Here is a 14,813-nt window from a genome sequence, read left to right as displayed (position 1 = left end):
CTGCCCTGCGTGCCGGTGCGCTCTTGCGCGCCGGCAGAACGTCATCGGCGGGAGATCGTGCCAACGACCGATTGTACGCCGCTGACCTCGGTTCGCAATACGGTCGGCCCCGCGGCGCGGCGGTCATGGCGCCAGCGTGAACGAGAATGTTGCGCCGCTGCCGGGCACGGATTCGGCCCACACGGTGCCTCCGTGCCTCTGGATGATGCGCTCGACCGTCGTCAGGCCGATGCCGGTGCCCTCGTAACCTTCGGCGGCGTGCAGACGTTCGAATGCGCCGAACAGGCGTGAGGCCGCAGCCGGGTCGAAACCGACGCCGTTGTCACGCACGGAATATACGTGCAGCCCATCGCGCAGCGTCACGCCGAACTCGATGCGCGCCACCTCCCGGTCGCGCGTGAACTTCCAGGCGTTGCTCAGCAGGTTCTCCAGGACCAGTTCGAGCAGGAACGCATCCCCGTGCGCACGTGCACCCGGCTGGATCTCGAGCTGGACGCGGCGCGTCGGCTCCGATGCGGCGAGGCGCTCGCCGACGCTGCGCGCGATCTCGCTGAGGTCGACCCGCTCGTGCTTCATCGGTGCGTGGACGACCTGAGCGAGCCGCAGCAACGACTCGATGATGTGCTGCATGCGGCCGGCGGCGTCGTGGATGCGCGTCACGCGGGCCACCGCTTCCGGCGTCAGCTGCTCGCCGAAGTCCTCCAGGAACGTGTGGGCAAGGCCGCCGATGGCGCGAACCGGCGCGCGCAGGTCGTGCGACACCGATGCGCTGAAGGAGCGAAGACTCTCGTTGGCCGCTTCAATCTCGGCCGTGCGCTCCGCGACGCGCTGCTCCAGCCGCGCGTTGAGCGCCTGCAGCGCCTCCTCGGCCCGGATGCGTGCCAGCTCTTCGCGCCCCGCCTCCATGCGCCGCCGGGCCAGCTCGTAGCTGATGTACACGGACAGCAGCAGCGTCACCGACACCGACACCGCGCGCGGCAGCCCGATACCATAAAGGAGGCTGCCGTGGACGGCGTAGGCGTTTGCGCCTATGGCCAGGGCGCCTCCGAACGCCAGTGCCGCCTGATGCAGCACCGACCACGGCATCAGGCCGGCGCAGCCGATGGCATAGGCGACGATCAGCACCTCAACCGTTTCGGTCCGTCCTTCCAGCGTACCGGCGGTAGCGATGAAGGCGCAGGTCGCGACCGTAGCCATGACGACGAGGTCGGCGCTCCGGGTGCGGCTGCGGTCGCGGTACATCGAGAACAGGATGGTCGTCTGCACCACCGCCAGGCACAGCAGAAGGGTCTGGTAGATGCCGCGGGTTTCGGGGATGGTGACCCAGGGGCTGGCGGCGATGAACGCGCAGATCCCCGCCAGCAGCATGCGGCTGCCGACAATCGTGCGCGCCGCCAGGACCGGCGCCCACTTACGCGCGACGAACTCGTGCGTTTCAGGATCCGTGGGCTCGGCTGAACCTGCAGCGACTGTCGTCAGGCTGTCCACCATCGACCTCAGCAAAGCGCTTTCCCCCCAGCCAAGGTCTTATAACAGGCAACCTGAGGTCATGCGCAATCGCTATCGACCGGCAAGTCAGCAGAGGTTGGGAAAAGTTCGCTAACGGGGGACATCGGACAGGAGCTGCGAGGCCAGGAGGCCAGCGTCCTGAGCCGGCCTCTGGCAGCGGCCGCGCTCGCAGACATAGGCCGTGGCGCGGCCATCGATGGCGAGCTTTTCCCGTACCAGCGGCACCAGCGCTTCGAGCCGCTGGTCCGCTTGGCCGAGTTGGACGAGCACGTAGACCCGGTTCGGCAGGTAGGTCTGCCGGAGCACGCCCAGCAGGTCCTGCGCCCCTGCGTCTCCGTGTGCCTGGACGACGACGACCTCCCGCACCGGTCCAAGCGAGAAGTCGAGCGCGCTCAGCATCTTCGACAGCCCGGCGGGCGATCGGCGAAGGGGCTGTCCAAAGGCGCCCAGCACGCGCGCGGCATTTTCGCGGTAGGCGTCGTCGAGCGTCAGCTCGGCCAGCCGCAGCAGATTCAGCGCTGCGACGGCGTTGCCGGAGGGCTCGGCGCCGTCGAAGGTCGGCTTGGCCCGCGCGAGCAACGCCTCGTGGTCGGCGGCAACCAGGAAGTAGCCGCCCGCCTCATCGCCGTAGTGCTGGTCGAGCACACGCTGCAGCCCCACTGCCTCCTGCAGCCAGCGCGCCCGGCCGCTGGCTTCGAAGAGGTCGAGCAGGGCCTGGATGAGGAACGCGTAGTCATCCAGGACGGCCGGCTGCCCGGCGCGGCCGCCCGCATGGACGTGCGCCAGGCGCCCGTCCCCGTCGCGCATTTCGGTCAGGACGAAGTCGGCCGCGGCCGACGCACGTTCGAGATGCTCCGGCTCGGCCAACACGAACGACGCCCGCGCCATCGCGCTGATCATCAGTCCATTCCACGAGGCGAGGACCTTGTCGTCGAGAAGCGGCGCCGGCCGCTTCGCACGCTGCAGGTAGAGGCGGGCACGGGCTCGCGCCAGCCGCGTCTCGGTCTCATCCGGATGGATGCCGTCCGGACTGGCAGGCTGCGCCGGCGGCTTCTGAATCGACAGCACGCTGCGGCCTTCGAGGTTGCCGGCCTGGCGGACGCCATAGTGCGATGCGATCAGCGCGGCATCATCTTCCCCCAGCGTCTCGACCAGCTCGGCTGGCGTCCACGTGAAGAAGCGGCCTTCTTCCTCATGCCCCTGCGGCGAAAGGCTGTCGGCGTCGGTGGCCGAGTAGAACGCGCCCTGCGGCGAGGTCATCTCCCGCGCCACGTAGTAGAGGATTTCCCGTACGATGTCGGCGTAGGCGGCGCGCCCGGTGGCCTGGAACGCGTCCAGATACACCACTGCGAGCTGCGCGTTGTCGTAGAGCATTTTCTCGAAGTGCGGAACTTGCCAGGCGCGGTCGGTGGCGTAGCGATGGAAGCCGCCGCCGACATGATCGCGGATTCCGCCTGCGGCCATCGCATCCAGGGTGCGCGTGACCATCGAGAGCGAGGACGCGCTTCCCGTGCGCCGATGGTGCCGCAGCAGCAGCTCCAGAATGGAAGGTTGCGGGAACTTCGGGGCGCGGCCGAAGCCGCCATGCTCGGCGTCGAAACCCGCAGTCAGCTGCGCCACCGCGGCATCCATCGCTTCGGCTCCGGGCACGCCCGCCGGCGGCGGCGGCTCCATTGCCTGCGCGATGCGAGAGCTGAGCTGCCCCGCATGGGCAACGACCGCGTCGCGCTCGCTCGCGTAGGAGTCGGCCAGCTGCCGCAGCACTGTCAGGAAGCCCTGGGGCGCCCCGCGATCGCCGTCGCGCGCCGGGATGTAGGTGGCGGCAAAGAAAGGCTCGCGCTGCGGAGTCAGCACCAGCGTCATCGGCCAGCCGCCGCTACCGCGCAGCATCTGAACCGCCGTCATGTAGAGGCCGTCGACGTCCGGCCGCTCTTCGCGGTCCACCTTGACCGCGATGAATCGCTCGTTGATCAGCCGCGCGATCTCCTCGTCCTCGAACGACTCGCGCTCCATCACGTGGCACCAGTGGCAGGTCGAATAGCCGATCGAGAGCAGGACGGGCTTGTCCTCGCGCGCGGCACGCTCGAAGGCCGCATCCGACCACGGAAACCAGCTGACCGGATTGTGGGCGTGCTGCAGCAGGTACGGGCTCGTCTCCAGGATCAGCCGGTTGGTGAATCGGGGCCGCCCGTCAGCCGTGAGATGGCGGGTGCGTGGCCGGTAAGCCGGTCCCTTGGCCTCGCGCTCGAGCTCCAACCGCTCGACCAGCGTCGCGTGCGCCTGCAGGCCTGGCAGCGCGGGGTTCTCCAAGGGCGACGGTGCCTGCGTCTCCTTCTGACCGCGACAGCCCAGCACCAGAGCCGCGAGCACCGCGGCGCACACCCATCGGCGGTGACGCCGCGTGGGCGACGGTGGAACAGACTGCAGCATCGCGCCGCATTGTCCTCGCGGCGGTTCGGAGGCACCAACGACAGCGAAAAAAACCTGCTCGGAGAAAGCGCGCGTCCGGAGTACAAACGGTCATGGTCAAGCGAGCCGTCACCGCCGCGCTCGACGTTGCGCGGATCCTGCCGATTCTTCGGCGCGACCCGCTGGCCGCGCTGGACGTCCTGGCCGGCGACGGCGACTGCGTCGAGCATCTCGATCTGCCCTATGGCAACGGTCCGCTGCAGCGGCTCGACCTCTACCTTCCGCCCTCCGCTGCGGCCGCCCCGTGCGCCGCCGTGGTCTTCTTCCACGGCGGGCGCTGGAGCTTCGGGCGCAAGAGCGAGTACCGCTTCGTGGCGCGGGCAATGGTGTCGGCCGGATTCGCCTGCGCGGTCTGCGACTACCGCAAGTTCCCGGACGTCCACTTTCCAGGTTTCGTGGAGGACGGCGCCGCCGCCATCGCCTGGGCGGTCGCCAATCTGCCGGCATACGGGATCGATCCGTCCCGAATCTTTCTGATGGGTCACTCCGCCGGCGGGCACATCGCGTCGCTGGCCGCGATGGACCAGCGCTACCTGCAGCCGCACGGCAACGGCGCGAACAAGGTCGCGGGGCTGGTGCTGATGTCGACGCCCTTCGACTTCTATCCGATCAAGGGAGACTCGCTGCGCGCGATCTTCGGGGAGGAGGAGCGCCACATCGAAGCGCAGCCGATCCGGTACGTGCGGGCCGGTCTACCACCGATGCTGCTCCTGCACGGCCGCCGCGATCGGACGGTCCATCCGAACAACAGCGCTCGCATGGCGAGCGCGGTGCGCGAGGCGGGCGGGCAGGTTCGCGCGATCTTCTACGACACGCTGACCCACACGAACATCCTGGGCGCCCTGTCGCACAAGGTCGGCTTCCTGCTGGCGCCCGTCTTCGACGACATCGTCTCGTTCCTGCAACGCCCGCGCTGACGGCTTCAGTTGTGGGCCAGCCAGGCCGGCGACGGCGCCTCGGCCACGATGATCCAGCGCCTGGAGAAGGCGCCGCCTACCGGGAAGATGTGCTTGATGCCGAGACCGGCGCGGCGCAGCTCGACGTCGATCTGCTCGCGCGAAAGATGATTGCGTGGGAACCGGGCTTCCAGGCCCATCCGCCGGCGCACGCGCTGCCAGGCGAACTTCAAGCCCTCGCGATGCTGATACTCGACCAGGACCCAGCGGCGGCTCACGCGCCGCATCTCGCGCAGCGCTCGCAGACGCCCCGGTCCCCGCACGTGACAGAGGAACTCGAGGCAGACGACCAGGTCGAAGGACTGCGGGCTGAACGGCAGCGTGCCGGCGTCGCCGCGCACGTAGCCGCGGATGTTGGTGCCGTTCTTGGACTGGCGCGCCGCTTCGAGCGCGACCGCCGAGATGTCCAGGTCCACGAGCGAGCGGCCGCGGCCGCGGGCCAGGACGTCGGACCAGCGCCCGTTGCCGCACGCGACGTCGAGGACAGTGCGGACCTTGCCCACCGATCGTAGCGCCTTGTTGACCGCCGCGCGCTCATCGCGACGAATGTCCCGGCTGTCGGCCTCGCCGGGCCTGAGCTGTTTCCCCGCCATCTGACCCAAGGATTTCCCGCGGTTGTCGGGCGCCCCAACGCGTCCGACGTGCATGTTCGGAAAAATCAGCGGGAACCTAGCAAGCGGCGACGCGTCCAGTCAATCGCGTATGTCAGGATCGAGGCGCATCATGCGAGCCAGGATCAGCTTCATCACCTCGTTCGAACCCGCGTAGATCGGCATCGCCCGCACGTCGATGTAGTCGCGGCAGACGGCATACTCGTTCATGTAGCCGTAGCCTCCGTGAAGCTGGACGGCGTCGTAGGCGACGGCGTTGGCTAGGTCGCTCATCCACCATTTGGCCATCGACACGCGGCGCGTGATGTCCTCACCGGCCTCGAACTCGTCAATGACGGCATCGAGGAAGGTGCGCCCGATCTCGACCTCGGTGGCCCGCTCCACGATCTTGAACGCGTTGTGCTGGAAGCTGCCGATCGGGCGTCCGAACGCCTTGCGATCGCGCACGTAAGGCAGCGTTTTCTCCAGAATCTGCTCGGCCGCTGTCTGGGCAGCGATGGCGATCATCAGCCGCTCCCGCTGCAGGTTCGCCATCAGGTACCGGAAGCCGCGGCCGGGCTCGCCGAGCAGATTGGTGGCCGGGACGCGGCAGTCCTCGAAGAAGATCTCGGCGGTGTCCTGGATGTGCTGGCCCATCTTCTCGAGCTGGCGCGATTTGATGAATCCCGGCGTCCCCTCCTCGACCACGATCAGGCTGATGCCGGCGTGCGAGGGAACGGCGGCGGGGTCGGTGCGGCACGCGACGACGATCAGGTCGCAGTCGATGCCATTGGAAATGAACGTCTTCTGCCCATTGATGACCCAGTGGTCGCCGTCGCGAACCGCCGTCGTCTTGAGCGCGGCCAGGTCCGAGCCGACCGATGGCTCGGTCATGCCGATCGCCGTGACGGTGTGGCCGCTGGCACATCCCGGCAGCCATCGGCCCTTGAGCTCCTCGCTCGCCAGCTCCGCAAGATAAGGCACGGTGATGTCGGAATGGACCGAGACGCCGGTCTGCAGGCCCATGAAGCCGGTTCGGCCGAGCTCTTCGCAGAGCACGACCGAGAACCCGAACTCGGCGCCCGCCCCGCCGTACTGCTCGGGCAGCCACGGACACAGGAAGCCGTGCCGGCCCATCGCCAGCCAGAACTCGCGCGGGGTTCGGCGCGCCGCCTCCCAGCTCGCAAGATGCGGAACGATCTCCTTTTGCAGGAACGCGCGCAGCGAGGCGCGAAACGCCTCGACCTCGGGCGTCCGCCAGCGAGCTGCGGGCATCAGCCGATCTCGCGCGCCAGCGCCGCGAAGCGGTCGAGCATGGGCAGAAGCTGCTCGGCGCCTTCGGACGGCAGCCCGAAGACGGCGCGCGAGACGCCGATGTCCTTGTACTTTCGCAGGACCTCCGCGTCGGCGGGCGCACCGAAGACGCTGACCTCGATGCTGTCAGGATCCCGTCCAGCCTCGCGCGCCGCCTCGCGCAGCCGGACCAGATCGCGCTCGACGTCGGTGAAGGCTCCGATCGGAATCCACCCGTCGCAGTAGCGCACGACTCGCGCGATGCCCTTGGTCCCGTGCGCTCCCAGGATGATCGGCGGATGCGGCTTCTGCACCGGCTTGGGCCGGCTGAAGATGGGATCGAAGCTGACGGTCTCGCCGTGGTACTCGGCCTTCTCCTGCGTCCAGATCGCCTTCATCGCCTCGACGCGCTCGCGCAGCACCTTCCAGCGGTTGGCGAAGGAGGTGCCGTGGTTGGCCATTTCTTCGACGTTCCAGCCGCCGCCGATGCCGACCAGGACACGGCCGCCCGACAACTGGTCGAGGGTAGCGATCTCCTTGGCCAGCACGATGGGATCGCGCTGGATCACCAGCGCGATCCCGCTTCCGAGCTTGAGCGTCCTGGTGACCGCCGCGCAGGCACCGAGGGTGACGAAAGGATCGAACGTATCGTAGTAGTGCCTCGGGAGGTCGCCGCCGCCGGGAAACGGCGTCGCGCGCGAGGCCGGTATGTGCGTGTGCTCGGGAAACCAGAGCGATTCAAACCCTCGGGCCTCCGCCTCCCGCGCAAGGTCGGTGGCGGGCATCGCGTAGTCGGTGACGAAGATCGTGAGTCCGTATTTCACTGGGCAACCTCGCAGCTTTTCTCACCCGGCCGGATGCGGGAAGTTAGGCGAGAGGACCGCGCAAGACAACGCGGTGTCCGAGTCTGGCGGTTCGCCGACGATCGGAGCGAAAGCGGACGTGGCCGGCGGACCTTCCTCGGTGCAGGTCAGGAGACAGGACATGAACGTCAACGGTGAGCCCGTCTATGTCGGACGCGACTTCGGAGGTCGCGAGCTGGTCATCGATCGCGCGCTGGTCGAGCGTTACCAGAAGGCGCTCGATCACCGGCTTCCTCTGTACGACGAAGTCGCTCCGGCGCTCGTGCTGCACTCGGAGTGCTACGAGGACCTCAGCTGGTACCTGGCCAACTTCTGGGGAAACCTCCATGCGCGCCAGGAATGGGAGCTGTTCGCACCGATAGCTATCGGCACTCCCGTTCGAACCCGCGGCTTCATCCGCGACCGCTACCGCAAGCGCGGCCGCGACTACGTGGTCAAGGAGACCTGGGTGCTCGATGCCGGCGGCCGCCTGCTCAACCGCGGCCTGACGCATCAGAGCTTCGTCATCGACAACGCCGCCGCCGGCACCGTCGCCGTCGACAAGGAGCGCGAGAAGCGATCGGACCGCCGCTTCGAGATCGGCGGGCGCGGCGTCGCGCTGGAGCCGCTCGAGCGTACCGTCACCGAGCCGGTCTGCATGGCCTTCTCGGGGCCCACCGAGAACTACCATACCAATCGCAAGGTCGCGCAGGCGTTCGGGTTTCCAGACATCGTCGTGCAGGGGATGCTGCCGATCTGCGTGGCCTCCGAGCTGCTCACGCGCCACTTCGGCCTCGGCTTCCTGGCCGGCGGCAAGATGGACGTGCGCCTCGTCAACGTGCTGTGGGCCGACGAGACGATCCGGGCCTGCGCCGAGGAGGTCGAGGAGGTTCCGGAGGCCGACCGGCGGCGCGTCCATCTGGACGTCTGGGTGGAGAAGGCCGACGGAACCCGGGTCGTGGTCGGCACTGCCAGCGCCCTGCGCTGACTCGAGCCTGGGCTGGCCGTGCGGCGCGGGAGCGGAGCCGCACACACTCGCCCACACGCGTGCAGATTTTGCATTGACTGTGCAAGGTCTGGCGAATAATCAGTACGACAATTCACCAGGCTGGGGTTCCGGGGAGGGAACATGGCAAAATCTTGGAAAAATCTGGGACTGACCTTCGCGGTGGTCGGAGCGGGACTGTGGGCGACGGCGGCGGCGGCGCACGATGGCGATCATTGGCCCGTGGCGGGCAACCTGCTGAAGATGTCCTACCGGGCTGATAGCTCGGCCAACAAATTCACCTTCAAATCCAAGGACCAGATCAACATCAACGCCATCAGCATCGGCGAGGACCCGCGAGTCGAGCGCAGCACGCTGATCGTCCGCGGCCTCGGCGACTACGCCGGTTCCACCGGCGTCATCGAGCTGAACCCGGACTTCTGGTCGCCGATCGGGCCGGCCGACGCGCCCACCGGCTGGAAGTACAAGAACCTCAGCCCTTTGTACGGGCCCTACAAGGGCGTCTCCAAGATCATGGTCAAGAGCGGCGCCGCTGGCGGCGCGCTGCAGATCGCAGGCAAGGGCATTCACTGGCCCTTCGCCATCGTCGGCCCTCAGGACGCCGTCCAGATCACGCTGACCATCGGTGAGCACTCCTTCTGCGCCGAATACTCCGAGGACCGTCAGGCCGAGTTCTCGCTCAATGAAGAAGGCCGCGTGTCGGCCAAGACGAGCCTTGCGCCGACCGAGTGCGCCGCGGTCTGCGGCAACGGCGTCGTCGAGATCGGCGAGGAGTGCGACGATGGCAACTTCGACGATACCGACACCTGCTCGAACCTCTGCCTCGGCTGCAATCCCTCCGAAGCGGAGTTCGACAGCACCTTCGAAGGCATCCAGGAACTGATCTTCGACAATCCCGTCTACGGCTGCTCCAACGACATCTGCCACGGGTCGGCTCAGGAAGGCGGCATGGATCTGCGCGAAGGCGCCTCGCATGCGAGCCTCGTCGGCGTTGCCTCGGAAATCGACCCGACCACCGATCGCGTTTTCCCCGGCGATCAGGACAAGTCGATGCTCTACCTGAAGCTGGCGGCCAAGACCCTGGCGCCCGACGACGACGGGATCGAACCCGACTACGACGAGACGCCCGGCACCCCGATGCCTTCGGGCGGCGCGACGATGACCGAAGAGCACCTCGAGGCCCTCCGCCTGTGGATTCGAGGCGGCGCGCCCGAGACCGGGGTGGTCGAAGGAACGGCCGAGCTTCTCGGAAGCTGCCTGCCCGAGCCGACGCCTCTGGACATCCCGCAGCCCGACGTTCCCGATCCGAGCGTGGGCGTGCAGTTCGCGCAGCCAGGCTACAACCTGCAGGCCAATTCGGAAGTGGAAGGCTGCGTGTCCACCTACTACGACCTGAGCGCTCCAGGCGCCGTGCCCGCCGAGATGATCGTCGACTGCCCCGGAGCCTTTCCCGGAACCAACGACCACGGCACCAACGCCGGCAAGTGCTTCACCTACAGCGGCAACGAGCTGTTCCAGGACGCGCAGTCGCATCACTCGATCATCCACATCTACTCGGGAGCCTATGACTACACCGATCCAGGCTGGGGCGGCTGGAAGTGCTACGGCGGCCCGACGCCGAACGCGGCGTGCGACCCTGCCAACGCCAATGCGTGCGGCAGCGGCGGCGTATGCGGCAGCGACTTCGAGGCAGCGGTTGCATGCCTCGGCTACGGCGCGCCCGATGCGAGCACGTTCGGCAACAAGATGCCGCAGTTCTCGGGCTCGCAGGAGTCGACGGCAAACTTCGGCTTCCCCGCCGGCGTCTACAGCGTGCTGCCCCTGAAGGGCCTGATCGTGTGGAACTCGCACGCCTTCAACCTCACCTCGCAGAACACCGAGATGGAGGCGTGGATCAACCTGACCTACACGAGCGATCGCCAGTGGCCGGCGCAGGGCCTGTTCGATTCGCGCTACATCTTCACGCAGGAAGTGCCGCCGTTCGAGCAGCGCGAGTACTGCGCCACGCACACGTTCGCGCAGAACACGCACCTGTTCCACCTGTTCTCGCATACGCACAAGCGCGGGAAGCGCTTCCGCATGTACCTGCCGCCGCAGACGCCGTGCGGAAACGGAGGCAATACTCCCGAGGGCTATCTGCGCACCGATCCGAACTGCCTGCCGGGCGATCCCGAAGACCTTTTCTTCGAGAACTACGACTACTCGGACGCGCTGAACCTGTATCCGGATCCGCCCATGGTGTTCTCGGGCACCACGGCCAACCGCACGATCAAGTTCTGCGGCCTGTTCGACAACGGCTTCAGCGATCCTGCCGACGTCAAGACGAAGTCGGGATCGCCCGAGCCCACGGGAACCAATCTGCTCCCGGGCGGACCGTGCGACGATACGGCCCGCTGCGTCAGCGGCTCGCGTGGCGGCCTGCCGTGCGAGGACAACGGCGATTGTCCCTCGTCCACGTGCGTGCTGAGCGACAACCAGCGGTCGCGCTGCCTCGGCGGCCCGAACAAGGGCGGCTACTGCGATGGCAACGACACGCTGTGCCCGGGCTCGGTGTGCGATGCCTGCGTGCTGACCGGCGGCGTCACCACCGAGGATGAGATGTTCATCCCCATCGGCACGTTCTACATTCCCTGATAACGGTCCGCGCTCCGGCACGGACGCAACGCATGAACGCCCGGCTTCGAAAGAGGCCGGGCGTTCTTCGTTCGTGCGTTAGCGCGAATGCCCGCACCGCGCGGTGCACCGGGCCGCCATCGCCCTTGCCCGCGGCCGCGTCCCCCGCTCGGAGGATTCTTTCGCCGACAACGCCGCACCGGCGTCGAAGAGGGACGGGCCTCGCCGCGTCGAAAGCACGTGCCAAGGATAAGGCGACCGCGCTCCCGTCTGGGACGGGTGATGATGTACACGTTCGGGTCGCTCGCGCTCCTGCTCGTCGTGTTCGTCGGGCTGATCGCGCTCAACTGGCATCGCCTCGGCCCGTTGGTGGTCGCAGCGATCTCCGATGCCACCGGGCGCGATCTGGAAGTGCGCGGCGACGTCGAGGTCAAGATCCTGTCGTGGAAGCCGCACCTGCGCGTGGAGCAGGTGTATTTCGGCAATGCCGACTGGAGCAACGAGGAGCACATGCTCGAGGTCGGGCGCTTCCACATCTCTCTCGCGCTGAGAAGGCTTCTGCGAGGCGACCTCGTCTTTCCGCGCATCCGCATCGAGGACACTGTGGCCAGGCTCGAGGAGCGCGCCGACGGCAGCAACAACTGGACCTTCGGTGCGGCCGACGCCGAGGACCCGGCACCGGACGAGCGCTCGGAGATGCCCGGCATCCGGCGCCTGCATCTTCGCAACACGCGGGTGATCTACACCAAGGAAGGCGCGCCGCAGTCCAACGTCGACCTCGATCTCGACACCGCCACCGGACGCTTGTCGAAGAGAGTCAACGTCGTCGCCGAAGGCCGATACCAGAAGCTCCCGGCGCGCCTGACGCTGCGGGCCGGCTCCATCGCCGAGCTGAACGACGAATCGAGACCGTTCCCTCTCGACATCGCCGTCACCGCCGGAGACACGTCGGCGATGATCGATGGCCAGCTCGTGGGCGCGCGCGACGGCAGCGGCGTCGATGCGACCATGAAGGTCGAAGGCGACTCGCTGTCCAGGCTCTATCCGCTCATCGGCGTCGTCTTCCCACAGACCCCTCCCTACTCGCTCAGCGGCCGGCTGGCGCACGAAGGCGAGGTGTGGACGTTCACGAACTTCGAGGGACGTCTCGGCGACAGCGACATGAGCGGGGACATCAGGATCGATCTGGCGCCGGAGCGTCCGAAGATGACGGCGGACTTTCGTTCCAAGAAGCTCGACTTCGACGACCTGGGCCCGCTCGTCGGCGCTCCTCCCGCGACGGGGCCGGGCGAGACGGCATCGGCCGAGCAGCGCGCGGAGGCCGCCGCCGGCACCGGCGACGGACGCGTCATCCCGGACGACGCCGTCGACGTGCCTCGCCTGCATGCAATGGACATCGACGGACGGCTGCGTGCCGAGAAGGTGATCGCGCCGACGCGGCTGCCCATCGACAAGCTCGATCTGAACATCAAGCTCGAGAACGGCACGCTGCGTACGACGCCGGCCGCCTTCGACGTCGCCGGCGGCCGCGTCAACCTGTTCTCGACGCTGTACTCGGACCGCCAGCCGCTGCGCATGGAAGCCGATCTGCACGCGCGCAACCTGCTGGTCGAGCGCATCCTCGGCGACACCCCGTTCACCGAGGAGACGCGCGGCCGCCTGGGCGGCGACATCAAGCTTGCGATGCGAGGCGGCTCCCTTCGCGAGATGGCCTCGACGGCCGACGGCAAGGCACAGCTGGCGATGGCGGATGCGCAGGTCAGCCACCTTCTCATGGAGCTGATCGGCCTCGACATCATGAAGAGCATCGGCGTGCTGCTGAAAGGCGACGAGCCGCTGTTCATCCGCTGCGCCGCCTTCGACCTTACCGCCGAGAACGGCAAGGCGCGCAGCGAACTGTTCGTGATCGACACCAAGGCCAGCAACATCACGGCCGACCTCAAGCTGGACCTGGCTACCGAGCACCTGGACCTGACGATCGAGCCGCATCCGAAGGACGTCAGCCTGCTGGCGCTGCGACAGGCCCTGAGGGTGGAGGGTCCGCTGGAGAACCTCGACGTCTACCCGGACCCGCTCAAGCTCGGGCCGGTCGGCAGCACCATGCAGAAGGTCAACTTCCTGCTCGCGCCGGTGGTGGGACTGCTGACGCCGTTCGACCTGGACACGGAGAAGGGCGACAACGGCTGCGGCCATTACCTGCGCGAGATGCAGGGACGCGGGCCGCAGCAGGCCAGCGTCGGCGGTACCGGCGCCGGCGACGCGGCCGCGCCCTCCGAGGCGGCGGCCAAGGACGATCCCGACGGCGACGGCGAGAAGGACAACATCGTCGAGCGCGCCTTCGACAAAGTCACCGGCACCGCCAAGGACGTCGTCGATCGCATCGGCGGCGACGACGAGAAGGCCGGGAACGAGGCTGGCGAGCGCAGCGTGCGCAGATCCTATCCGGCCGCCGAAAGCGGCTCGCAGGGCAGCCAGCCGGCCAAGGCGACGCGCAGGTAGACGGGCGAGAACCGCCGCCGCGCGTATGCCGCGCCGCCGCAGTCATTCGCGCGCATGCATAGCGACGGTCTGGCTGCAGACGCGCGTAGCATCACCACGGAGAGCGGATCAGGAAGCGGGAGGCACCCGCAGCAGAACCTCCTGTGCCACCGAACAGCACAGCCTGCCGGCACGATCGAAGATCACGCCGCGCGCAAGGCCTCGCGCGCCCGAGGCGGCCGGAGAATCCTCCACGTACAGCCACCAGTCGTCCACCGCGAAATCGCGGTGGAACCACATCGCGTGGTCCAGGCTCGCCGCCATCACACCGTGATCGCTCCAGTGCACGCCGTGCGGGCGCATCACCGTCTCCGTCAGCGTGTAGTCGGAGGCGTAGACCAGAACGCACGTGTGCAGCAGCGAATCGGCGGGAAGCCTGCCGTCGGCGCGCATCCACACCATCGCCCTGCCCTCCTCGCCCTTGTTCGGCTTCCATCCGGGAGGATCGCACCAGCGCATGTCGATCGCCCGCGGCTCGATCGCGCGGCGCGGAAGCTTGCGGTCGAAGGCGGCCAGCCGCTGCGCCTGCGTCGGCAGCGACTCGGGATCGGGCGCGGCCGGCATCTCCAGGCTGTGCTCCACGCCCTGCTCGGCGACCTGGAAGGATGCCGCCATGTTGAAGATCGCCTCGCCGTGCTGCACCGCCACCACGCGGCGGGTCGTGAACGACTTGCCGTCACGGATGCGGTCGACCAGGAACAGGATCGGCGCATGCATGTCGCCGGGCCGCAGGAAGTAGCTGTGCAGGGAGTGCACGCGCCGATCGGCCGGCACCGTGCGCGCCGCCGACATCAGCGACTGCGCCGCGACCTGGCCGCCGAAGACGCGGGGGCGGTCTTCCTCGGGGCTGTAGCCGCGGAAGATATTGACCTCGAGCTCCTCGACGTCCAGGAGCGAGACGACCTCGTCTAGCAGCGGATGCGGCATGGCGGGAATGGGGTCAGGTCTCGTTCGAGCCTTTCGAGGAGCAAATGCTCGAACGCAGGACCTGACCCCT

Annotated in this window: 10 protein-coding genes; 4 read left to right on the top strand and 6 right to left on the bottom strand. The window is 67.8% G+C overall.

Annotated features, from left to right (window positions below; genetic code table 11):
- Positions 1 to 123: 123 nt before the first annotated feature.
- Both VEC57_18085 and VEC57_18080 read right to left on the bottom strand, forming a co-directional pair.
- Positions 124 to 1,491 (bottom strand): ATP-binding protein, encoded by a 1,368-nt coding sequence (locus VEC57_18085; GenBank protein HYC01050.1) that lies wholly within the window; start codon positions 1,489 to 1,491, stop codon positions 124 to 126.
- 108 nt (positions 1,492 to 1,599) lie between these two features.
- Positions 1,600 to 3,939, bottom strand: coding sequence for a thioredoxin domain-containing protein (locus VEC57_18080; GenBank protein HYC01049.1), 2,340 nt, complete (start codon positions 3,937 to 3,939; stop codon positions 1,600 to 1,602).
- 92 nt (positions 3,940 to 4,031) lie between these two features.
- Here VEC57_18080 and VEC57_18075 point away from each other — a divergent pair, with 92 nt between their 5' ends.
- Positions 4,032 to 4,895 (top strand): alpha/beta hydrolase, encoded by an 864-nt coding sequence (locus VEC57_18075; protein ID HYC01048.1) that lies wholly within the window; start codon positions 4,032 to 4,034, stop codon positions 4,893 to 4,895.
- A 5-nt stretch (positions 4,896 to 4,900) separates the two neighbouring features.
- Here VEC57_18075 and VEC57_18070 read toward each other — a convergent pair whose 3' ends face one another.
- From VEC57_18070 to VEC57_18060, 3 genes are all read right to left on the bottom strand, one after another.
- Positions 4,901 to 5,527, bottom strand: a complete 627-nt coding sequence (locus tag VEC57_18070; GenBank protein HYC01047.1) for a class I SAM-dependent methyltransferase — start codon at positions 5,525 to 5,527, stop codon at positions 4,901 to 4,903.
- A gap of 99 nt (positions 5,528 to 5,626) precedes the next feature.
- Complete coding sequence (locus VEC57_18065; GenBank protein HYC01046.1) at positions 5,627 to 6,799, bottom strand: acyl-CoA dehydrogenase family protein; 1,173 nt, start codon at positions 6,797 to 6,799, stop codon at positions 5,627 to 5,629.
- A complete protein-coding gene (locus VEC57_18060; protein HYC01045.1) occupies positions 6,799 to 7,641 on the bottom strand; it encodes an LLM class F420-dependent oxidoreductase in 843 nt (280 codons plus the stop codon). The genes VEC57_18065 and VEC57_18060 overlap by 1 nt, the downstream gene beginning before the upstream one ends.
- A gap of 160 nt (positions 7,642 to 7,801) precedes the next feature.
- On the opposite strand from VEC57_18060, the gene VEC57_18055 reads away from it, so the two are divergent.
- The 3 genes from VEC57_18055 (at position 7,802) to VEC57_18045 (ending at position 13,777) form a co-directional block, all read left to right on the top strand.
- Positions 7,802 to 8,647 carry a MaoC family dehydratase gene (locus VEC57_18055; GenBank protein HYC01044.1) on the top strand — a complete coding sequence of 282 codons (846 nt, stop codon included), beginning with the start codon at positions 7,802 to 7,804 and terminating at the stop codon, positions 8,645 to 8,647.
- Positions 8,648 to 8,788: 141 nt separating this feature from the next.
- Complete coding sequence (locus VEC57_18050; protein ID HYC01043.1) at positions 8,789 to 11,299, top strand: DUF4215 domain-containing protein; 2,511 nt, start codon at positions 8,789 to 8,791, stop codon at positions 11,297 to 11,299.
- A gap of 261 nt (positions 11,300 to 11,560) precedes the next feature.
- Positions 11,561 to 13,777 carry an AsmA family protein gene (locus VEC57_18045; protein ID HYC01042.1) on the top strand — a complete coding sequence of 739 codons (2,217 nt, stop codon included), beginning with the start codon at positions 11,561 to 11,563 and terminating at the stop codon, positions 13,775 to 13,777.
- Positions 13,778 to 13,885: 108 nt separating this feature from the next.
- Here VEC57_18045 and VEC57_18040 read toward each other — a convergent pair whose 3' ends face one another.
- Positions 13,886 to 14,743 carry an acyl-CoA thioesterase II gene (locus VEC57_18040; protein ID HYC01041.1) on the bottom strand — a complete coding sequence of 286 codons (858 nt, stop codon included), beginning with the start codon at positions 14,741 to 14,743 and terminating at the stop codon, positions 13,886 to 13,888.
- Positions 14,744 to 14,813 lie beyond the last annotated feature (70 nt).

The sequence above is a fragment of the Candidatus Limnocylindrales bacterium genome, from assembly GCA_035626395.1.
Lineage (GTDB): Bacteria > Desulfobacterota > Binatia > UBA1149 > CAITLU01 > DASPNH01.
The sequence above is the reverse complement of the archived record's forward strand: the minus strand, read 5'-3'. Positions and strand labels throughout refer to the sequence as shown.